This is a genomic window from Schaalia sp. HMT-172 (assembly GCF_030644365.1).
Classification (GTDB): Bacteria; Actinomycetota; Actinomycetes; order Actinomycetales; family Actinomycetaceae; genus Pauljensenia.
Window position 1 is genome coordinate 47,651 of sequence record NZ_CP130058.1, and the last position, 19,535, is coordinate 67,185.

23 protein-coding genes are annotated in these 19,535 nt (G+C 66.2%); 8 read left to right on the top strand and 15 right to left on the bottom strand.

The annotated features are described in order from the left end of the window. Complete coding sequence (locus QU663_RS00200) at positions 1–2,106, top strand: sensor histidine kinase (RefSeq protein ID WP_021611275.1); 2,106 nt, start codon at positions 1–3, stop codon at positions 2,104–2,106. Next, positions 2,103–2,573, top strand: coding sequence for a response regulator (locus tag QU663_RS00205; protein ID WP_021611276.1), 471 nt, complete (start codon positions 2,103–2,105; stop codon positions 2,571–2,573). Before QU663_RS00200 ends, QU663_RS00205 begins: the two co-directional genes overlap by 4 nt. A 139-nt stretch (positions 2,574–2,712) precedes the next feature. Here QU663_RS00205 and QU663_RS00210 read toward each other — a convergent pair whose 3' ends face one another. From QU663_RS00210 to QU663_RS00240, 7 genes are all read right to left on the bottom strand, one after another. After that, entirely contained in the window at positions 2,713–3,474 is a 762-nt protein-coding gene (locus QU663_RS00210; RefSeq protein ID WP_021611277.1) for a hypothetical protein, read from the bottom strand. Next, the gene (locus QU663_RS00215) at positions 3,474–3,782 is read right to left on the bottom strand and encodes a hypothetical protein (RefSeq protein ID WP_021611278.1); all 309 of its coding nucleotides are present in this window, start codon (positions 3,780–3,782) and stop codon (positions 3,474–3,476) included. The genes QU663_RS00210 and QU663_RS00215 overlap by 1 nt, the downstream gene beginning before the upstream one ends. Beyond that, positions 3,782–4,525: a hypothetical protein gene (locus tag QU663_RS00220; protein ID WP_156912123.1), complete on the bottom strand. Its 744-nt coding sequence runs from the start codon at positions 4,523–4,525 to the stop codon at positions 3,782–3,784. Before QU663_RS00220 ends, QU663_RS00215 begins: the two co-directional genes overlap by 1 nt. 158 nt (positions 4,526–4,683) lie before the next feature. Beyond that, on the bottom strand, positions 4,684–5,070 hold the full coding sequence (locus QU663_RS00225; protein ID WP_021611280.1) for a hypothetical protein: 387 nt from the start codon (positions 5,068–5,070) through the stop codon (positions 4,684–4,686). A gap of 4 nt (positions 5,071–5,074) precedes the next feature. Continuing rightward, entirely contained in the window at positions 5,075–5,335 is a 261-nt protein-coding gene (locus QU663_RS00230) for a hypothetical protein (protein ID WP_021611281.1), read from the bottom strand. A 60-nt stretch (positions 5,336–5,395) separates the two neighbouring features. Continuing rightward, positions 5,396–6,049, bottom strand: coding sequence for a hypothetical protein (locus QU663_RS00235; RefSeq protein WP_021611282.1), 654 nt, complete (start codon positions 6,047–6,049; stop codon positions 5,396–5,398). 105 nt (positions 6,050–6,154) lie between these two features. Beyond that, on the bottom strand, positions 6,155–6,904 hold the full coding sequence (locus QU663_RS00240) for an NADPH-dependent oxidoreductase (RefSeq protein WP_021611283.1): 750 nt from the start codon (positions 6,902–6,904) through the stop codon (positions 6,155–6,157). A 23-nt stretch (positions 6,905–6,927) separates the two neighbouring features. Here QU663_RS00240 and QU663_RS00245 point away from each other — a divergent pair, with 23 nt between their 5' ends. Together QU663_RS00245 and QU663_RS00250 are read left to right on the top strand one after the other, a co-directional pair. Then, entirely contained in the window at positions 6,928–7,863 is a 936-nt protein-coding gene (locus QU663_RS00245; RefSeq protein WP_021611284.1) for an alpha/beta fold hydrolase, read from the top strand. 77 nt (positions 7,864–7,940) lie between these two features. Beyond that, positions 7,941–8,333 (top strand): hypothetical protein, encoded by a 393-nt coding sequence (locus QU663_RS00250; protein WP_198010203.1) that lies wholly within the window; start codon positions 7,941–7,943, stop codon positions 8,331–8,333. Between the two features lie 71 nt (positions 8,334–8,404). On the opposite strand, the gene QU663_RS00255 is transcribed toward QU663_RS00250, so the two are convergent. Further along, entirely contained in the window at positions 8,405–8,779 is a 375-nt protein-coding gene (locus QU663_RS00255) for a GNAT family N-acetyltransferase (protein ID WP_232210912.1), read from the bottom strand. Between the two features lie 197 nt (positions 8,780–8,976). Between QU663_RS00255 and QU663_RS00260 the strand changes: the two genes are divergently transcribed. Next, on the top strand, positions 8,977–9,405 hold the full coding sequence (locus QU663_RS00260; protein ID WP_156912125.1) for a hypothetical protein: 429 nt from the start codon (positions 8,977–8,979) through the stop codon (positions 9,403–9,405). A gap of 56 nt (positions 9,406–9,461) precedes the next feature. Further along, on the top strand, positions 9,462–10,421 hold the full coding sequence (locus QU663_RS00265) for a hypothetical protein (protein WP_304990602.1): 960 nt from the start codon (positions 9,462–9,464) through the stop codon (positions 10,419–10,421). 408 nt (positions 10,422–10,829) lie between these two features. Here the strand turns inward: QU663_RS00265 and QU663_RS00270 are convergent, their stop codons facing one another. The 7 genes from QU663_RS00270 to QU663_RS00300 form a co-directional block, all read right to left on the bottom strand. Next, a complete protein-coding gene (locus tag QU663_RS00270) occupies positions 10,830–11,609 on the bottom strand; it encodes an amino acid ABC transporter ATP-binding protein (protein ID WP_021611290.1) in 780 nt (259 codons plus the stop codon). Then, positions 11,609–12,481, bottom strand: a complete 873-nt coding sequence (locus QU663_RS00275; RefSeq protein WP_021611291.1) for an amino acid ABC transporter permease — start codon at positions 12,479–12,481, stop codon at positions 11,609–11,611. The genes QU663_RS00270 and QU663_RS00275 overlap by 1 nt, the downstream gene beginning before the upstream one ends. A 10-nt stretch (positions 12,482–12,491) precedes the next feature. After that, positions 12,492–13,355, bottom strand: a complete 864-nt coding sequence (locus QU663_RS00280; RefSeq protein ID WP_021611292.1) for an ABC transporter substrate-binding protein — start codon at positions 13,353–13,355, stop codon at positions 12,492–12,494. A gap of 232 nt (positions 13,356–13,587) precedes the next feature. After that, complete coding sequence (locus QU663_RS00285) at positions 13,588–13,791, bottom strand: hypothetical protein (RefSeq protein WP_304990604.1); 204 nt, start codon at positions 13,789–13,791, stop codon at positions 13,588–13,590. A 144-nt stretch (positions 13,792–13,935) separates the two neighbouring features. Beyond that, entirely contained in the window at positions 13,936–14,385 is a 450-nt protein-coding gene (locus QU663_RS00290; RefSeq protein ID WP_021611294.1) for a cupin domain-containing protein, read from the bottom strand. A 55-nt stretch (positions 14,386–14,440) separates the two neighbouring features. Continuing rightward, on the bottom strand, positions 14,441–15,733 hold the full coding sequence (locus QU663_RS00295) for an amidohydrolase family protein (protein ID WP_296490302.1): 1,293 nt from the start codon (positions 15,731–15,733) through the stop codon (positions 14,441–14,443). Positions 15,734–15,815: 82 nt separating this feature from the next. After that, positions 15,816–17,282 carry an adenosylhomocysteinase gene (locus QU663_RS00300; protein WP_021611981.1) on the bottom strand — a complete coding sequence of 489 codons (1,467 nt, stop codon included), beginning with the start codon at positions 17,280–17,282 and terminating at the stop codon, positions 15,816–15,818. A 104-nt stretch (positions 17,283–17,386) separates the two neighbouring features. Here QU663_RS00300 and QU663_RS00305 point away from each other — a divergent pair, with 104 nt between their 5' ends. Next, positions 17,387–18,112 (top strand): ABC transporter ATP-binding protein, encoded by a 726-nt coding sequence (locus tag QU663_RS00305; RefSeq protein WP_021611980.1) that lies wholly within the window; start codon positions 17,387–17,389, stop codon positions 18,110–18,112. Beyond that, positions 18,109–19,476, top strand: coding sequence for an efflux ABC transporter permease (locus QU663_RS00310; protein WP_021611979.1), 1,368 nt, complete (start codon positions 18,109–18,111; stop codon positions 19,474–19,476). Before QU663_RS00305 ends, QU663_RS00310 begins: the two co-directional genes overlap by 4 nt. The last annotated feature ends 59 nt before the right edge of the window (positions 19,477–19,535 follow it).

Genomic DNA, 19,535 nt, shown 5'->3' on the forward strand with positions numbered 1-19,535 from the left:
GTGTCCGTGAACGAGGCCGTGGCCGGCTCGGGCGCTCACAGCGCGAGGCCGGGGCTGGCCCACGGGTGGACGCGGGGGCCCGCGGCGGAGGACGCCTCGGTGCTTGCGCGAACGGACGTGCGCAGCGCGGGACACCGCGAGGGGTATCCGATTCACATGCTGGTCGTCGGAGACGATTCGCGGCATATCGCGGCTCCTGTGACCAGGGATCTCTCGCACGCGTTCCCGGGCCTGTGCTTGGATCGGGTGGATGGTGTCGAGGACCTGGCCGCATACGAGGCGAGCCTGCGCCCCGGTGATCACGTGCTCATGGGGCTCGTGACGTCGGAGGTCTCCAACATTGACGCGCTGATCGATCGCGCGGCCGCTATCCCGGTGATGGAGCGCATCCAGTGGGTGGTTGTCACGGACGCGGCCGAGCATCGCGACTTGACTCGCTGCACGGAGTCGGGTGCCCTGTCCTCGGTGTTGAAGGCGCCGTGGACGGTGCCGCTGCTGGCCGGACAGGCCTATTCGACGATGGTGCGCTACCTGCGCGGGTGCGGCTATTCGGATCGGCAGATCCGCGCGCTCATCGCGGATCCGCCGCCGTTCGCGGTGCAGGGGCCGCTCTTGGAGGGCCTGGATCGCGACGAGCGCGAGGTCGTCATGGAGCTCCTCGCCGGCGTCGAGCGGGTGCTTGGTCAGAGGCCGCGCCTCATCGTCCCTGAGGGCACGCAGCTGGTGACGCAGGGGGAGCCGGTGGGCGCCGTCTATCTGGTGCTCGACGGGCAGGTGTCGCTGCATCGGGATTCCTCGCGCGGCGAGGTTCTGGCGCACTTGGCCACGTCGGGCCCGCTGATCGGCCTCGTGTCGTTGGCCCGCGCGGAAGACGCCTTCTTCACGGGCGAGACGGAGACGGAGGCGACCGTTGTGCGCCTGACCACCGAGCAGCTTCAGATCGTCATCTCTGAGGATCCGTCGATCGGCTCGACGCTGACGGCCCTCGCGATTCGTTCGCTGACGCGCCGCCTCATGCGCGCTGAGGATCTGCACCTGGAGAACGCGATGCTCGCCGAGGATCTCGAGGCCCAGAAGGAGGCTCTGGCCGCCACGCTCGAGGACCTGCGCGCCACCCGCGCCGAGCTGGTCGAACGCGCCCGTTTCGCGATGCTCGGCGAACTGAGCGCCGGTATCGCCCACGAGCTCAACAATCCGGTGACCGCGCTCGTGCGCGCCGCCAAGCACTTGCACGAGGATGTCGATGCGGCGCTCGCGGCCCCGGCCACGGCCTCGTCGAGGGAGGCGATGGCCCGTGCCCTCACCGCGCCGCCGCGCTCCACGTCGGTCGAGCGCGCCCTCATGAAGGAGCTTTTGCCCGTGGTCGGCGACCGCACGCTCGCGCGTCGGCTCGTGCGCGCGGGGGTTCAGGGGGCGGATGGCGCGCGTGCGCTCGCGCAGATCCCGGGAGGCATTGACGCCTACGAGGCGGGGGCGCGCCTGGGCGGCTCGCTGCGTTCGGTGCTCGCCGCGGGTGATCGCGTCATTGAGCTGACTCAGTCCTTGAAGGGGTACGCGCGCCCCGACGCGGAGGATCTGAAGCCCGTGGACGTGCGCGAGGGCATCGACGACGTGTTGAGGCTGACCGCCCACAGGGTGCGGGGCATTCGCATCGAGTGCGACTACGAGGACGTGCCGCTGGTGCTCGCGCATCCGGCGAAGCTGCAGCAGGTGTGGACGAACCTGATCGTGAACGCCGCCGAGGCCATTGAGGATGAGAACGCGGACCTGGTCGCGGCGGCGGAGAGCACGGGGGGCGTGCCCGAGCTGCCCGCGCGCGGCGAGGCCGAGGCCCTCATCCGCATCACCGTGCGCCCCACGCCCGAGGGGGTTGTCGTCACCGTGTGCGACAACGGGCCGGGCATCGATCCGGGAATCGTCGACAAGATCATGGAGCCCCACTTCACCACGAAGGCTGGGCGCGTCCGATTCGGGCTGGGCATGGGCATGTCCATCGTCCGATCCATTATCGCCGACCACGGGGGAACCCTCGTGATCAGCTCTCACCCGGGGTCCACTTCGATGCGGATCTCGTTGCCCACTCAACCACAGGAGGAGGAATCATGACCCTGACAATCCTGTCCCTCGAGGACGAAGCTGACGTGCGCGACGCGCTCGAACGCGATTTGGAGCAGTTCTGGGACAAGATCCGGCTCGAGGTCGCCGAGGACGTCGACGACGCGTGGGCCGTGATCGGCGAGATCGTCGAGGATGGGGACGAGCTGGCCCTGGTTTTGTCGGACCACCGCCTGCCTGGAAAGTCGGGCGTGGACTTCCTCGTGGAGCTCATGCAGGACGAGCGTTTCGGTGCGACCCGCACGGTGCTGGTCACCGGCCAGGCCGACCAGTCCGACACGATTCGCGCCCTCAACCAGGCGGGCTTGGACTATTACATCGGCAAGCCGTGGGACCCTGAGGAGCTGCGAGCCGCCGTGCGCGACCAGCTCACCGAGTACGTCCTGGAGGTCGGCGTGGACCCCCTGCCCTACGTGAGCGTGCTTGATGGCGTGCGCGTCATGGAGGCGATCCGCTGAACGGCGCAGACACAGGGCCGCCACGTTCTCCGACGAGGGAGGGCGTGGCGGCCCTTGTGCGAAACGCTCTTCACGAATGTCGAGAGATTGCCACTCCGAGATGAAGTTCAGGAGCAGTCGAGCGGGACCAAGATGAATGCTAATATGCTGGACTTCCATCTGGCCATGACGGTTCATTCTGTGCATTGGTTGGGAAAACGCTCGCGTTGCCGAATGTGCTTGCATCATAGATAGAATCAAGAGATCCGATCATGGCGAACACAAAGGTAACGAGGACGCCAATAAGAGTAGCGATAAGCAAGGAGACCGCTAGAACCTTTCCTATGATGGCTAGAAGGGACAGGCCTCCTGTGGGGGGTGCAGCTGTAACAGCGCCAATGATCCATACGACGACATCGACAACAGCTGCAGTCGCAGTAAGAAAGAAAGTCACGTGCGCTCTGCCAGTATTGATGAGAGAGTCCGCTATCTTGGTCGAAGCACTGGAAAGCTGAGAGACTGCAGTCGATTGATTGGTGACACATTCCTTGTAGTTTGAAGCAGCTTCGCCAGTCCAAACCCCGCCATTAACGTGCGAATTGCCTGGTGACAGATTGCCGTGGATGTCGCTGAAGCCCTTTGCGATCTGGGTGCGCCATACTGTATTCAAATCAAAAAACTGTACTACACATCTGACTTGCTTTAATAGTTGCTCTATGATTTCTATCGCCAAGCGTATGGCAATATAGGTGATGTCTACTGCATGATTAAGTTGATTGAAGAAGTAGTCGAATAGTGGGTCCCCGAGAAAATCGTGAGCTTTCTGGATGATAGATTTGACAGTCTCGCGTAATTCGCTTAGCTTTCGCTTGGAGTCCTCAAGATCGGAGATAATCTTATTGATTGATTCAGTGCGTGACATTAGTATCCTCCCTCAATGTGCTCAGTGGACGCTGCCTCGTTTGCTGCGTATGCTCTCGCATTAGTGTGCAGCGCGCTGGCGATTTCTTGAAATTCCTTACTTGCTGAACTGGTGAGATCTTGCAGGAGATCTTGAATCTTCTTGTATTCCGTCCAGAAGGGCGCGGTTCCGGGAATCGCGAAGTTCTGGTCGGTGAGTGAGGATGCTGCAATCGTCGCGGCGCACTGGTTCATTGGTGCCTGTTGATCCTCCCACAAGGTCGCCTCTTTTTCAATGTGATCGATAGTGACGGTAAGCGGTGCTGGCATCAGATTTGCTCCTTCATGCGGTTGATTGCTGCAATTGCCTGAATGGCCAAGTCTTCTGGGTTATTGGTGTGAGGATTCGATGAAGGTTGTTGTCCTGCTGTTCGTTGTGCCTTCCGGAGTAGGCTGTCGAGTTTAGCTAAAATTGTCGCTGTTGGGGCATTGGAAATCCAGTTAGCATCGAGAATGAATTCCGGATGTAGCGTTCCGTACCCTCGTACAACGATGTGACGATGTTCGTCAGCTTCGCATTCCGTCATTGCGTCTTCGGGGCCTGACAGTTTCTTTAGTAGCCTGTCTGCCTGGCTCAGTGTTTCGTCAATCGCCGAAAAGAAGACTTCGTTGTCGCGTGGTGGGAGAGTGTAATTGGCAGCGGCCAGCAGCTCATCTTTCTTTCGTGCGAGCATATCCTCGATTTCGGCTTCCTCGATTGGTTCGGAGGATATTTCCTGTTTATCGAGGTACTGTGCTGTTTCCATATACATGTCGGTAAAGCCGTTTGCCACGGTTTGGGAGATGACAGTACCGAGTTGCTCGTCTGAGATATAGTCTCTCCAGTCCTGGTCCAGAAGGATCTGAGCGACCGTCGCTGGTGTGGTGAGGACGACGACGACGGAGTTCGTTTCATCAGAATATGAGCGAGTTTCTGGCAGAAGGGAAAAGGCTTTCTCGTAGGCGCGTTCAAGCTGCTTCGCTCGTCCATATGCTGTGAGCATCTCGGGATTGAGATTGAGGTTACTTTTCATAAGGTCAGTGTACCTTGAGTGATCCTGGGTTGGGAAGTGCTCGCGCATTCGTGTTTGACAAGCGTTCCGTGGGAGCGGTGCATTGCCGCAAGGAAGGGCATGGCCGTCCTTGTCGTTGGTTGTGCCACGAGGCCGTGGCCGGGTGCAGTGGGTGCCCGCTAGCGGGGCGTGGGCTGGGGGTGGGGCTGCTGTAGCGGCTGGGGCTGCTGATCCTGGTGGATGCCGAGCGCGCACGCTTCGCTGCGGACGAGGACTTGCACGATGTCTTCGGGGAGGGGCGTGAGCTCGGTGGCGTAGGTGATGGCGGCGTGGATTCCCTTGCTTGCTGCAAGCTTTCGGATGTGCGCCATCAGTAGGGGGTTGGCTTGCCGGATGCGGGCGAGGTCGTAGCCGTACTCCTGCATGGCCTGGAAGCGCTGCTCGGCCAGGATCATGCGGGTCCGCCTCTGTCGAATGAGCTTGAGGCCGAGCCAGTAGGCGAGGATAAAGAAGGGAAGCAGGATGATGATCATGAGCTGGATCATCACCTCGACGGAGATGTGCATGGCGTTACCCCTGGAGGGAGATGAGGGTGTCGATCGAACGCTTGGGGAGTTGGACCTTGCGGTGTAGCGCGCGGGCGGCGGCCTTGTGATCGCCGTGCGCCTCAGCCAGCGCTTGCCGGGCCAGCTGGTTGAGGTGATCGTAGGTGTAGGTGGATGGCCGCTGACCCAGGTAGGCGCGCACTGTCACGTAGGCGTCTGCGGACCTGTAGCCAGCGATAGCGGTCACGACCAATGCGATTAGTGTGTAGATCGGGACAATGTCCATGATTTTCTCCAAATCTTCATGCGACGACGAGTGGTGGGGCGGCGGGCGACCGCTAGTGTGTCAGCCGTTGGCCTGCTGGCCCGGGTCGTTGCACATTGTGATGCCCTCGAAGCCTGCGGCTCCCAGCACCTGGAAGATGTCGTCGAGGAGGACCATCGGCTCCGCGGTGCCCGCCGCGAATTCCGGGTGTCGGATCTCGATGGCGGCCATGCCGCGCGGGTCCGTGACTGGCTCGGTGTCGAACCTCTCCGACAACAGCCGGTTTGCCTCCTCCAGGTCGGCGGGGGAGCCGAACGCCCAGGTGACGGCCTTGTTGCCCGCCCCCGTGGGGGTGCGCTGAATGTACATGCGGGTCATGAGGATTCGGCGCCCGTGGCGCGGGAACACGTCTCCCACGCGCATAAACAGGGCGATGTCGGCCAGCTCGCCGCCCAACGACGAATCCACCAGCGCGTACCCGTAGGCGCCGATGCCGCGCAGGGTCAGGGCGTCCGCGAGAAGCCCGATGACCTCGTCGCCGAAAGGCTCAGACTGGAAGTACACGCCCTCGCCGACCCTCGGAGCATCCGGACCGAGCAGCGTGATGTCGAAGCCCGCGTCGGCCAACGCGTCCCGCACGAGCGCCACGTTGTGCTCGGGGAAGGGATGCAGCGCGGCCGCGTTCGCCGCGATGCGCTCGATAAACACGTAGGTGGAAAAACCAAGCTCAGCCATGCGCTCATTGTAAGCGCGCGGTGGGCCGGTCATGCGACGAGGCCGTGGCCCCCGGGCGGTCAGGCGACCACGAGGGGAGGCCACGGCCTCGTCACTCAGGGAGAATCAGCGCAGGCACAGGCCCTGCTCGTGAAGGACCTCCATGATGGGGGAAACGTGCGCGCCACCCACGCCGATGTTCGTGGCGACCAGATGAGAGAAAGACTCGAGGCGCGAGCCCGAGCGCAGGTCGTAGTACTCGGTGACCTCACGGTCGTAGTCGGCCAGCGTCTCCGAGTAGGACTCGACGCGCGGATACGTGTTCTGTGCGGTCATCACAGACAGGGGTATGCGCGGCTTCTGGCCCGGCTCCTGGTCCGGGTGGCCCACGAGCAGGCCGAGAACCGGGAACGTGAGTTCGGGAAGCTGAAGCACCTTCACGACCGGGCGCGGATCGGCGAGGATCGAGCCGAGGTACACGGTGCCCAGGCCCATCGACTCGGCGGCCACGACCACGTTCTGCGCGGCCAGCAGCGCGTCCTCGAGCGCCGTGAGGAACAGGTTGATCGACCCCAGGGCCTCCGAGGAGACACCCTGCTCGGCGCGGATACGGCTGTTGCGGTACAGGTCGGCGACGAAGATGAACAGGTCGCCCTTCGTGCCACCCACGTAGGGCTGGCCGGACGCGGCGCCGATCGCCTCGCGCACCGTCGGATCGGTGATGTGCAGGACCGTGCAGGACTGCAGGAACGAGGAGGTGGCCGTGTGGCGGGCCACCTCCATGAGCGTGGTGACCTCCTCCTCGGTCAGGGGCTGGTCCTTGTAGGCGCGGATCGTGCGGTGGGCGAGCTGGCTCGCAATCGTCTCGTTTGTCATGCGTTCATTCTACGATTAGGGGTGTGAAACGAATAGACCCTTTCGGTCCTTTTGCGCTGGCAGCAAACGTCACGCCCGTCGCCGTCCCCTCCCCGGCCGGCGAGCTCAGCGGCCTGCTGACCGGCCCGAGCGCCCCCAGCCTCGTCGACGGAACCCCCGCGATCTCTGCCACCTCGGCCCCGGGCGCCGCGGGGGAGAACCGCGCGCTCCTCGTCCCCGGCTACACGGGCTCCAAGGAAGACTACGCCCCCGTCCTGCCCTTCCTCGGGGAGGCGGGCTGGGACACGCTCGCCTACTCGCAACGAGGCCAGGGCGGGTCCGCCGCGCCCGCCGGCCTGGGGGCCTACGGGATGAGCGACTTCGTCGGCGACCTCATCGCCATCGCCGAGGCCTGGGCCGGGACCACGGGACGCGTGCACCTCGTGGGCCACTCCTTCGGCGGCATCGTCGCGCGGGCAGCCGTCGTCGCCCGCCCCGACCTCTTCGCCTCCGTCACACTGTTCTGCTCGGGTCGCGCCGTCTACGACTGGATGAACACCATGCCCATCCTCGACCCCCTGCCCACGGGCCCCGGCGCGCGGCAGCGGGTGCTGCGCACCTACTTCCCGGACATGAACTTCGACGAGCCCGGCGTCGGATGGGCGGAATTCCAACGTATTCGCGCCCTGGACACGGCCTCGGAAAACCTGGTCGGCATCGCCCGTATCCTCTCCCAGCTGCGCCCCGACACCCCCGCGCTTGCGGCCACCGGCGTCCCCGTGCACGTGCTGTACGGGGACCAGGATGAGATCTGGCCGCCCGCCTGGTACGCCGAGGAGGCCTCGGACCTGGGTGCGCGCGAGAGCATTATTCGTGGGGGCGCGCACAGTGCCCAGCTGCAGTACCCGCGCCAGTGGGCGCGCCTGGCGAGCTCGTTCTGGGCGGACGCGGAGTCGGGGGCGCTCGTCTGGTCCCTGTGACGCGAGATGTTGTGACATCGTTCCAAAACAGGCCTTGTGATGCGTATCGATGAGGATGGATGCTTAGTATTGTGCTTATGAACAAGCGTTCCATCCTTTCTGCAGTGCTCGCGCTCGGCCTCGGTGTCGCCGCCCTGACCGGCTGCTCCAACACCGGCGCCAACTACGTGACCCCCAGTGACGTGAAGACCGTCGAAACCACGATCGCTGAGGTCGGCGACCAGGGCGTCAAGGTCCCCGAGAAGCGCGACCTGAAGGTCACGCTGCCCGAGTCCGACAAGGCCTCGGACTACAAGGTCGAGGTCTCCGACCCCGCGACCCTGTCCGTGGGCAAGCCCGACAAGAACGTCATCACCCTGCACCCGCTGCATGTCACCGCCGAGGACGCGAAGCCCGTGACCGTGACCATCACCGACAAGGACGGCATCACCACCGACTTCAAGGTGACCGTCACCGAGGGCGCCAACTGAATCAACCGCAAGAAAGGGCCCGGGATCGTAGCGATCCCGGGCCCTCCCGTATTGGTGCCCGATCGGGCATCTCACAGAGCGTCGATGAACTCCTGCATAGCGCGCAGTGGCAGCATGAGGTGGTTGTCTGCCTCCGGGCAGGGAACAAAGTGTGAGGACTGGCTGAGGTAGAACTCGCGCACGTGGTCGTTGGCACAGTGGACCAGGAGGGCGGCGAATCCCACCTCATTACTGAGCTTGTAGGCTCGAAAGAGTGCGTCTTTGAGCAGGGCTGCGCCGATGCCGTTTCCCTGCGCGCGCTGATCGACGGCAAGACGTGCAAGGAGAAGAATGGGACATGGGTCCGGGCGTCGACCGGGTTTGAGGGCATCTGGGAGTTTGCTGCGCTGCACTGCTCCCATCGCCAGGGCGTAGAAGCCGAGCGTTTCGGGTTCCTGCGTTGTCACGAAGACGGGCTCTTCCGAGTTGAGTGTGGGTGACCGGGTGTTGGTCGAGGATGTGGTCCTTGGTGGTGAGCGGACTTGTCCATCCGCGGTCGTCGAGAGTCTCGTGCTGGCCCTGTGCGCATGTTGTTGAGGCTTTCCAGCGCCGCCTGCCATCTGGTAGGCTGACAGTGGCACGTCAACTCAGAGGAGTGGTCATAGTGAGCGGTCAGATGCAGGTCATCCAGGAGAAGTGGCAGGGCTGGGAGAAGACCCTCCGCGAAGAGACGGCCCCGAAACTACGGGACGCAGCCAATCAGCTGGAGCTGAACATCGGCTTGCAGACCGAAGGGAAGTGGAGCGCGGAATCCGGCCCCCAGGCATTCGCCGCCAAGTACAAGCAGTACCTCATCGAAGAGGTCGCAGCCCTGCGAGCAATGGCGGACAACGCCGAAGCATTCGCTAACAAGATCAACGAAGCGCTGGGTATGCTGGAGAAGGATGAGGACGCTGCTAAGAGCTGGTTGGATGGGGAGGCCGCGAAGATTCAAGCGGTGTATATCTCGAAGGCCAAACAGGCCGCCCTCGACGAGTTCGACAAGCACCCGACCCCGTCGAACTTAGCTAGGTTGAAAAGGTACCGGTACTAGCCCGGCGGCTCGGTGAGTAGAGCATCCAATCGACAGCAAAGGGGAGGGGACTAAGAATGATGGTGATGACGGATGTGGGTCGGCGCGTGGCCCGGTGGGTGGCGTGCGCGGTTGCGGTCGCGTGTTGCGTGGCGGGGGTGGCTCTGCCCGCTCAGGCCGATGATGGCCCTGTTCCGGTGCCCTCCACCCCGCCCACGGCGCCGCCCACCACGCCGCTGTTCCCGGGGCGCACCATCCACATGACCGCCTTCTTCGATTTCGGTCAGGATATTGTTCCGGGGCGAGAGGGGGAGATCACGCCCGCCGCCAGGCTGAAGCTGGTGTTCTCAGAGTGGGGTAACGGGTGGAACCTGACCGAGCAGGAGTGCCAGGAGTTGGTGTCCACGTTCTGGTCTGGCACCGGTCCCGACTACGTGGTGGAGGCCGCTGTAAAATACGACGATTGTCAGATCGACGCGTACTACCTGGGTGAGGCACGTCATGCTTTTTATTCCCTGGATGAGTCGGGGCACATGCAGGTGCGCCCGCCAATGGCCTACCTCAACCAGATCGCCACTTCTTTTGACGACGTTTATTTCGAGCGCCTTGACTTCGACGTCACGAGCATAAACAACGCTCACTGTAACGCGAGCCCCTCGAGAGAAGATCTCAACAAGCTGTTAGGCATCGCCCACAAGTCCACTTGCGTGTGGGATGTTGATGATGGGGCCACGATGCCCACGACCGATGACCCGCTCATGGAGGGTGACGCCGAGGACTACTTCACCGGGTACCTTAATGGCACCGTCGGTCCCTTCGCCGAGCTGAACCCGCCCGTCAACCCCTTCACCATCACCCCCGCGCCCACGACCGACCCGGCCACCGGCGCTGCTTCCTCGGCCGCCGCATCGGGCGACCGGTCCGAGACGGGCGAGTCCTCTTCCACGGGCCTGCTCATCGGTATCGGCGCCGCCATCGCCGTCCTCCTCTTGGTCGGCACCGGTGCCCTGGTGGTGGCGCTGCGTCGGAAGAAGTAACAGTGCGGCCACCACTTGCCCGTGCGTGAACGTCACGCATTCGAGGCAGCCAGTTAGACGATCGCAGGGCTCTCTATCGAGTACAAGACCACACTCATGCCGAGCGACCACGATCAGGTGAATCCCTCCTGGCCGACGGGCAGGGCGCAACGATCACAGCCCTGCCGCGAAGCAGAGCGGTAGCAGATAGCGGTGAGACACCATCCGACCTCCTGGAAGATCACGGGGGTGCAAGTCCACTCATCATCAAGGACCTCACCCCCTACCCGCAACCCCGGCCACCGCCCGCTCACCCACACTCAACTCGGAAAAGCCGTTATATGCTGTCAAGGCGTTGCACGTTAGCGCGCTAGCTAGTGCTTTGGTCGCGCAGAGATGAGGCCAGCTCGCAGTCGCCCCGTCTGCCCGTCAGTGCAGGATTCGCGCCAGGAAGTCCCGGGTTGCCTGCTCGCGCGGGTTGTCGATGACCTGCTCGGGCGGGCCCTGCTCGACGATCTGGCCGCCGCGCAGGAACACGACTCGGTCGGCTGCCTGTCGAGCGAAGCTGATCTCGTGCGTCGCCATGAGAATGGTCGAGCCCTGAGCCTTGATCTCGCGCACGAGATCCAAGACCTCGCCGACGAGCACCGGGTCCAGCGCGGCCGTGATCTCGTCCAGCAGGAGAAGCTCCGGGTTCGTGGCGAGCGCGCGTGCGATCGCCACGCGCTGCTGCTGGCCGCCCGACAGGCGATCCGGGTACTCCTTCGCCTTGTCCTTCAAGCCGATGCGCTCCAACAGCTCCATGCCGCGCTCGCGCGCGCGGTCCTTCTCCCAGCCGTGCACCTTGCGGGCCGCCAGCGTCACGTTGTCCAGCACAGACATGTGCGGGAACAGGTTGTAGTGCTGGAACACCACGCCGATGCGCGCGCGGATCTGATCCGCGTTCGCGCGCGGATCCGTGATGTCCACGCCAGACAGGAAGATCTGGCCGTCGTCCACCCGCTCCAGCAGGTTTGCGCAGCGCAGCAGCGTCGACTTACCCGAGCCCGACGCGCCCAAGAGGACCACGACCTCGTGCGCGGCGACGTCCAGGTCCAGGCCGCGCAGGACGACGTTGTCGCCGAAGCGCTTGACGACGCCGACGGCGCTCAGGACCGGGATCGTGTTGTCCGAGGCGGGGGAGGCCTCGTTCATCGTGGGGACCGACATCAGACGGCACCTCCCATCTGCTCGCGCTTACGCAGCCGGGCCGTGTACCAGTCCGACAGGCGAATGAAGGGGAACGACAAGACGATGAACAGCAGGCCGGCAACCACGTAGGAGGTCATGTTGTAGGTCTTGGCCTGCACCATCTGGGCCGAGCGGATCGCGTCGACCGCGCCCAGGACCGAGATCAGGCCGACGTCCTTCTGCATCGAAATGAAGTCGTTCATCAGGGCGGGCGTGACCTTGCGGATCGCCTGCGGAACGATGATCATGCGCAGCGTCTGCCCGTGGGACAGGCCCAGCGAGCGGGCCGCGTAACGCTGGGAGGGGTGCACCGAGTCCAGGCCGGCGCGCAGCACCTCGGCGACGTATGAGGAGTACGTGAGGATCAGCGCGACCGTGCCCAGGAACGCGGTCGGGATGCGCGTCGTCGGGTTGAGCGCGGGGATGCCGAAGCCGATCAGGTAGAGGACGACCAGGAAGGGGACGCCACGGAAAATGTCCGTGTATGCCGCCGCCAGGAAACGGATCGGGAAGAACACGGGACCGGCCAGCGTGCGCGCGGCCGCCAGGAGGGTCGCGAACACCGCGACGCCGAGCACCGCGATCGCCAGGATCCGGATGTTGAGCCACAGGCCGGACAGGACCTGGGGGAAAGCCTCGACGAAGTACTTGCCGTTGAAGAAGGTGTTGCGGGTGGCCTCCCACCCGTCGGAGTTGACGACCACGGCGATGAGGACTCCGGCGACCACGACCGTGGAGGCCAGGGAGATGAGAATAGACCGGACCGTCTGCTTGCGCCGATAAGCGCGACGGCCACGCTCCACCGACGAAACGGGAGGCGTGGCCAGCGCGTCATTCGAGTAGTCACTCATGAATGAGGCCTCACTTGAGGGTGGGCACGTTCTGTGCCTCGTTCAGCCACTTCTCCTGCAGCTCGGCGAGCTTGCCGGACGAGGCCAGGCGATCGACCGCGGCGGAGACCGTGGGGGTCAGCTTGGAGCCCTTGGGCAGGACGATGCCGTACTCCTCGCCGCCCGTCGTGTCGTCGAACTGGCCGATGATGACGCCGTCATCGATCTGCGCGGAGACCATGTAGAAGGCGGTCGGCAGGTCGACAACGATCGCGTCCACGCGGCCCGTTTGCAGGGCCAGGACCGTGTCGTCGGAGGAGTTGAAGATCTGCAGCTTCTGGGTCAGTCCGGCCTCCAGGTGATCGGAGGCGAACTGCTGCGACGTCGTGCCGGCTTGGACGCCGATGAGGACGTCCTTGAGGTCCGCAATGGATGTCGCACTGGCGGCAGGGGAGCCGGCCTTGGTGATGATCGCCGAGGTGGTCGTGTAGTAGGGGGAGGTGAAGTCGACGGCGTTCTTGCGCTCGTCGGTGATGGAGAACTGCTGAATGTTCAGGTCCCAGTCCTTCGCGCCGGGGGTGATCGACGAGTCGAAGGTGGCGCGCACCCACTGGACGTTGTCGGCGCTGTAGCCGAGTTCCTCGGCCAGCGCGTAGATGACGGCCGACTCGTAGCCTTCGCCCGAGGCCGGGTCGTTGTCCAGGATCCACGGCGAGTAGGCGGGGTCGGAGGTGGCGACGGTGAGCTTACCGTCCGTCACGGTCGGCAGGGCGCCGGGGCCGTAGGTCTGCTCGGCGTCGGAGGAAGAAGAGGAGCTCGTGCCGCCCGTGCAGGCGGCCAGGCCGAGGGCCGCGACGGCGGCGACGGCAGCGAGGGAACGGACAGAGCGGCGCATGGGGCCTCCCGGTGACGTGAGGAAATCCGCCGGTGAGGGCGGGTCTGACTCGATGAGCGTATAGGCACGCCGACGGATGCGCTGGCGTCGTTTCGATGCACGAAACAATGGAACGAGGCCTGGGCTGGGAAAACGCTGGAATCGTTGGGGTATCAGGGGATGGGGGATGGGACACAGTGCCGCGCGGGCATGCGAAAGGGCCGGGCCACACGGGCCCGGCCCTCCCATCACGTCACTTCTGGAACTTATCCTTCAGATCGGAGACGACCTCGGTCGCCTTGTCCTTGGCGGCCTCGACGGCTTCGCTCGCCTTGTCCTTGGCGGTCTCGGCGGCCTCGCTCGCCTTGTCCTTGGCGGTCTCGGCGGCCTCGCTCGCCTTGTCCTTGGCCTTCTCGAGGCCCTCTTCAGCCTGCTTCTTCAGATCGTCCAGACCCATGTTTCCTCCTTGGAACGAGCCGCTCGTCTTAGTCGAGCGGATGGTCTCACCTTATGCTGGAAACGTGGCGCCCGCGCGTTCAAGGTACTCAGCGGCGCGATCGCTCCCTGTGCGTCCGAGCCCTGGAACATTGTGCCGTCGGGCTTAGGCCCCCTCGGCGAGCGTCCAGTCGTCGAAGGTGAACTCGGGGGAGACGACGCAGGTGGCCAGCGCGTAGTCGCCGCGGGCGAAGGTGCGCTGCCAGGTACCGGCCCTCACGAGGACCTGCACGGGGTTCGTCGGATCGGAGGCCTGCGCGCCGTCCGGAGAACCCAGCGTGACGATGCGCGGGTCGGCGTCGGGCGCGTCCCCTCTGCCTCCCAGGTGCACCTCGAGGGCACCGGGCCCCGACCAGATCCACAGCTCGTCGGAGTGGACGAGGTGCCAGCGGGCCTCCTCGTCGCACTCGAGGAGGAAGATGATCGCGGAGGCACTGTGGCGGCTCCCGCGCGGCGTGTCCACGCGGGTGGGCGCGGTCCACGTGCGGCGGTAGTGCCCGCCCTCGGGGTGGGGCGCGAGGCCCATGGCGTCAATCAGCGGGGACACGTCGGTCATGTGACACTCCAAACGAAGGGAAAGGGAGGCTGAGCGAAAGGGGGAAACGAAGGAGTCAGCGCGAGGCCGAGTAGCGCACGCGCCCGGACACGACGGTTTCGACGACGCGACCTGCGCCGTGGCGGGCGACGGTGTCGATGGTCTCCACGATCGAGGTGACGGGCACGTCGACGACGCACATGTCGGCGACTGCGCCCGACTGGAGCTGACCCAGGCGGTCAGGGCCGGTCGCCAGGCCCATCGCGGTGGCACCGCCCAGGGTCGCGGCCTGCAGGAGGCGGCGCGCCAGGTCCTGATCCTCGTAGCCCTGAGATCGCGCCAGGTCGAAGAGGAGGGCGACGTCCTCGAGCAGGTCGAGGGACGGGGAGGAGGACAGGGAGTCCGTGCCCACCGCGATCATGTTGCCCTCTGCGAGGTAGGCGCCGACGGGCGGCGCGTCCAGGCCGATCACGCGATTCGAGCGCGGGCACAGCGCCACTGCCGTCTGGCGGGCGCGCAGTCGCCGGCGGTCGTCGGCGCGCATGTACACGCCGTGCGCGACGTGGCAGTCGGGCCCGAGGACGCCCAGCTGATCGACGAACTGCGTCGACGAGAAGCCACCCCCGCGCGAGCGCATCGCCGTGAACGACGAGGAGTGCTCGCTCTTCCACAGGTCGGCCAGGGCGGTCGTGCGCGTCTCGGACCATTCGGCCTCGGAGTGGGACTCGCCCAGGTGAATGTGGATGCGCATGCCGCGGCGCCTGGCCATGTCCGGCAAATCCAGGAGCGGCTCGGCGTCGAGGGAGTAGGGGGCGTGCGGGGAGATGCCCACGGCCGGAGGGGTCGGCATCGCGTCCAGAGAAGCGGAGACCTCGCGCTCACCGCGTGCCCGCCACTCCTCGTTCGACCAGCCCATGACCTCCCAGTAGGCGACGCCGTGCAGGCCCGCGTCGTGCAGCGCCGAGGCCGCGGCCGCGTCCGTCACCACGTCGGCGGCGGCGGTCGTGCCGCCCTCCAGGAGCAGGCGCGCGCCCGCGGCCGCGTCCCCTGCCCAGTCCAGGCCGCCCGCGTCGTAGACCTCGTCGAAGGCGCGCGCCCAGTCGTCGAAACCCCGATACTGCCCCGCGCCCACGGACGCCATGCCCGTGTACTGCAGGTGCGTGTGCGCATTGACGAGGCCGGGAAGCAGCACGCCGTCACAGTGGCGTTCCGTGAAGGAAAGGCCGCGCTGCGAGAGCGTGTTGATGACCCAGCCGCGCGCCCCTACGTGCTCGATGCGCCCGTCGCGCACGGCGACAGCGCCGTCGAGAATCGAGGGGGCGGTGATCGGGATGACCATGCCGGCGGACCAGACGACCACGTCGCTCATCGGGGACCTTTCAGTGGGGAACGCTGACTATCAGTGTAGAAGCGGGGCGGGGGCGACCGCCCGCGGGTGGCGTGAGCTGCGACTACGCCAGGGACAGGGCGGCCAGCGCCGCCGCGGCCACCGCGTCGTCGGCCTCGCGCGGCAGGTCGTGCAGGCCGGGGGCCAGCTCGCCTTCGCGGGTGAGGAGCTCGCGCAGGGATGCCAGCTGCACGCCGAAGCTCATGTCCATGATCTCGATGGGGTTTCCCTCGCCCGCCGTGTAGTTGATGCCCTCCCCGCGCTCAAGGACGCGCAGGGTCTTACCCGAGGGGCTCGTCAGGGTCTGCACGTGGGGATCGCCCGACTCGGCCATGACCCAGGAGACGGCCACTGCCTCGTCGATGGACACCTCCCCGTCGACCCCGCCGGCGACTGTGACGATCGCGCCACCCGGCGCCGCCTCCAGTGCGCTCAGCGGGATCGTCGAGCGCTCGCCCGTCGCGGAGATCAACATGCCGGCGCTCGCAGCTGCCTCCTGAAGCGAGGCCACGGCGAACCCGTCCATCGACGCCTGCAGGGCGCGCACGGGGTCCAGCTCCACGACGGTCACGGCCGCGCCGAGCGCCGCGCCGAAGCGTGCGCAGCCCCGCCCCACGTCGCCGTAGCCGATGACGACGACGCTCATCCCCGCCACGGGCGCGCCCACGCCGCGCGGGTCGATCAGGTCGAGGATCGTCGTCCAGCACGACTGGCCCGTCCCGTAGGCGTTGTCGAACAGGGTCTTGGACCGCGCGTCGTTCGAGGCCATAACCGGAATGCGCAGGTCGAAAGAACGCAGGGGGCGCAGCCCCGAGGTGGTCTCCTCCGCCGCGCCGACCAGCGCGTCCAGGACGCCCGGGCAGTCTTCCGTGTCGTGCGCCAGGCGGATCAGGTGGGAGCCGTCATCCAGGAGGAATTCGCTGCGCTGAGCCAAAAACTCGCGCGCGAGCTCCCACTCGCGCTCGCGGGAGGCTGCCGAGTCCGCGAAGACGGGGATGCCGGCGTCGCGCAGGCGGGCCGCGACGTCCTCGCGGGTCTCGGACGCCCAGCCGAAGACGCTCACGCGCGCCCCGGCCTCGGAGAGCATGAGAGCCAGTGCCGCTGTTTTCGGTTCCAGGACGAGGGAGAGCCCCACGCTTCGGCCCGCCACCAGGGGAGCCAGGGCGCGTGCCGCCGCCTCGGTGACCGGCATGTGGGCGCGCGCCCACTCGATGCGCTCCTCGTCGCCGGGGCCCGTGATGGTGCGCCCGTCGGGGGCGACGACGGCGCGGAAGACGCCGCCGGGCGCCAGGACCGTGATCGCCCCGGGCCTCGGGGCCGCGTCCTCCTCGAGCGAGAAGACGACCGGGGGCGAGGCCGGGGTCCCCTCGGCGTCCGACAGCGGGCGCACGTGGGCGCCGAAGGCGCGCAGCAGGGCGGCGAGCGTCGGGTCGTCCGTCGCGAAGGAGCGCCCCGCGATGAGCATGTTCGTGGCCCGCGCGTAGGCGCGTAGCAGCAGCTGGGCGGCGAGTGGATCCAGGGCGCGGTTCATGCGTCAAACGTAGCAACTGCGGCGTCGATGTCGGGGATGAGCCAGGGGGTGACCAGGGCGGACCCCCATAGAAACGCGCGGGGCTGCGGGCCTATCGTTCACACATGACACACGACACGGCGGGTCTGGTGACCCGAGCACTGACGAAGACATACATGCGTGGGAACACGCCCGTCCATGCCCTGGCAGGCGTCGACCTGACCCTCCCGCAGGGCACGCAGGTGGCGATCATGGGTCCCTCGGGCTCCGGTAAGACCACGCTCCTGCACTGCCTGGCGGGCGTGCTGCGCCCCAGCTCCGGGTCAATCATGCTCGACGGCGAGGAGATGACGACCATGTCGGAGCGGGTGCTCTCCGACCTGCGCCTGCGCCGCTTCGGCTTCGTGTTCCAGGACGGCCAGCTCCTGCCCGAGCTGCCCACGCAGGAGAACATCGCGATGCCCCTCATGCTCGCGGGCACGCCCAAGTCGCAGGCCATCGCTCGCGCACGCGAGATCCTGACGAACCTCGGCCTCGACGGCGCCGGCCCCTACCGCCCCGGCCAGCTCTCGGGCGGCCAGGCCCAGCGCGTCGCGATCGGGCGCGCGCTCGCCACCAATCCTTCGGTGATCTTCGCGGATGAGCCCACGGGCGCCCTCGACCAGGCAACCGGCGGCGAGGTCATGTCCCTCCTGACGAGCGCCTGCGCCTCCACCGGCGCATCCCTCGTCCTCGTCACCCACGACCCAGCCGTCGCCGCGCGCCTGCCGCACACGATCCACGTGCGCGACGGCCGCATCTCCCTCGAGGCCCGAGGCAGTGGAACCCCCAGCCAGGGGGTGGCCCGATGAGCGCCGTGCGCACAGCCGCCGGAGCGCTCCTGCGGTCGCGCGACCGGGCGACGAGTGTCCTCACGGTCGCTGCCTTTGCCCTGCCGCACGCGTTCCTGCTCGCGGTCACGGGCGGCGTCATGGCCTTCGGGGCGCGTGCAGCCGTGGCTGCCACGTCCGCCACGGCCGACGACCCCTCAAGCCTCGACGGGATGGCGTCCTTCTACGTGATGCTTGCGTACTTCGCGGCCACCCTGCTGATCGTTCCCATCATCTCGATGGGGGCCGCGGCCGCGCGCCTGGGCATGAGCAGGCGTGAGCGCGACCTCGCGGTCCTGCGCCTCGTCGGCCTCGCGCCGGGAAAGACGAAGCTTGCCTGCATCCTCGAAACCTGCGTGTTCGCGGCCATCGGCGTCCTCGTCGGATCGATCCTGTACGCGGTGACACTGCCCGCGTGGGGTGCCCTGTCCTTCCAGGGACGCCCGATGGGGGCCAGCGAGATGTGGGTGGGGGTCGTGGCCCTCCTCGTCGAGGGGCTCGCCATGATCCTCCTGGCCTCCCTGTCCTCGTGGCTGGCCATGCGCACAGTCGCGATCACGCCCCTGGGCGTCGCGCGCCGAACGCAGGCGGGCCGAGTGAGCGCGGTCGGCCCCGTCCTCGGACTGGTCCTCCTCGTCCTCTGGCTGAGCGTCGGCACCCTCGCGATGAACCTGGGAACCGCGATCGGCATGGCCGTGTTCATGGGCTTCATGGGCGCGATCTTCCTGATCGTCAACCTGGTGGGCGTCTGGTCGATCAGCCTCATGGGCCGCATCATGGCTCGGGCTTCGCGCACCCCTCAGATGATGGTGGCCGGGCGCCGCATGGCCGACGACCCGCGCGCCGTGTGGCGCTCCTTCGGGGCGGTTGCCCTCGTCGGGTTCCTCGTGGGCATCATGTACCCGGCCGCCTCCGCGATCTCGATGAGCGGGGACTCTACGGACGAGGTCGGGCGCATCGTCATCGGCGACATCAACAGGGGCATGCTGCTCACCTTCGCGATCACCCTCGCACTGGGCGCCGTGTCGACCGCGGTCAACCAGTCGATCCGCGTCCTCGACTCTGCCGACCAGGTGCGCGCCCTGTCCTACATGGGGTCGCCGCGCGGCTTCATGGACCGCAGCCGCCGCCTCGAGGTCGCGATTCCCGCGTCCGTGATGATCGTCGGCTCGATGCTGCTCGGCATGGTGTTTATGTCGCCGATGCTCGCGGCGGGCGCCGTCAAGGGGTTCCTTGTCGCGCTCGCCACCGCGATCGTGGGTGTGGTCCTCATCGTTGCCGCCTCCGAGGCGACCGTCCCGCTGCGCCGCCGCATCCTGGCGGGAGTGCGCGAGGGACGCGAGTAGAGCGTGGGAGACCTTTGACGAGGCGATGATCTGTCTGCACGAGGCGCTGCGAGGTTGCC

Coding starts and splice junctions, on each gene's coding strand:
- QU663_RS00230 (WP_021611281.1), bottom strand. CDS start 5,335: ATGGACATTGTCCCGATCTACACACTAATCGCATTGGTCGTGACCGCT.
- QU663_RS00280 (WP_021611292.1), bottom strand. CDS start 13,355: ATGCGCCGCTCTGTCCGTTCCCTCGCTGCCGTCGCCGCCGTCGCGGCC.
- QU663_RS00270 (WP_021611290.1), bottom strand. CDS start 11,609: ATGTCGGTCCCCACGATGAACGAGGCCTCCCCCGCCTCGGACAACACG.
- QU663_RS00240 (WP_021611283.1), bottom strand. CDS start 6,904: ATGACAAACGAGACGATTGCGAGCCAGCTCGCCCACCGCACGATCCGC.
- QU663_RS00290 (WP_021611294.1), bottom strand. CDS start 14,385: ATGACCGACGTGTCCCCGCTGATTGACGCCATGGGCCTCGCGCCCCAC.
- QU663_RS00300 (WP_021611981.1), bottom strand. CDS start 17,282: ATGAACCGCGCCCTGGATCCACTCGCCGCCCAGCTGCTGCTACGCGCC.
- QU663_RS00235 (WP_021611282.1), bottom strand. CDS start 6,049: ATGGCTGAGCTTGGTTTTTCCACCTACGTGTTTATCGAGCGCATCGCG.
- QU663_RS00250 (WP_198010203.1), top strand. CDS start 7,941: ATGAACAAGCGTTCCATCCTTTCTGCAGTGCTCGCGCTCGGCCTCGGT.
- QU663_RS00265 (WP_304990602.1), top strand. CDS start 9,462: ATGATGGTGATGACGGATGTGGGTCGGCGCGTGGCCCGGTGGGTGGCG.
- QU663_RS00220 (WP_156912123.1), bottom strand. CDS start 4,525: ATGAAAAGTAACCTCAATCTCAATCCCGAGATGCTCACAGCATATGGA.
- QU663_RS00275 (WP_021611291.1), bottom strand. CDS start 12,481: ATGAGTGACTACTCGAATGACGCGCTGGCCACGCCTCCCGTTTCGTCG.
- QU663_RS00305 (WP_021611980.1), top strand. CDS start 17,387: ATGACACACGACACGGCGGGTCTGGTGACCCGAGCACTGACGAAGACA.
- QU663_RS00295 (WP_296490302.1), bottom strand. CDS start 15,733: ATGAGCGACGTGGTCGTCTGGTCCGCCGGCATGGTCATCCCGATCACC.
- QU663_RS00310 (WP_021611979.1), top strand. CDS start 18,109: ATGAGCGCCGTGCGCACAGCCGCCGGAGCGCTCCTGCGGTCGCGCGAC.
- QU663_RS00205 (WP_021611276.1), top strand. CDS start 2,103: ATGACCCTGACAATCCTGTCCCTCGAGGACGAAGCTGACGTGCGCGAC.
- QU663_RS00210 (WP_021611277.1), bottom strand. CDS start 3,474: ATGTCACGCACTGAATCAATCAATAAGATTATCTCCGATCTTGAGGAC.
- QU663_RS00225 (WP_021611280.1), bottom strand. CDS start 5,070: ATGCACATCTCCGTCGAGGTGATGATCCAGCTCATGATCATCATCCTG.
- QU663_RS00215 (WP_021611278.1), bottom strand. CDS start 3,782: ATGCCAGCACCGCTTACCGTCACTATCGATCACATTGAAAAAGAGGCG.
- QU663_RS00285 (WP_304990604.1), bottom strand. CDS start 13,791: ATGGGTCTGGACGATCTGAAGAAGCAGGCTGAAGAGGGCCTCGAGAAG.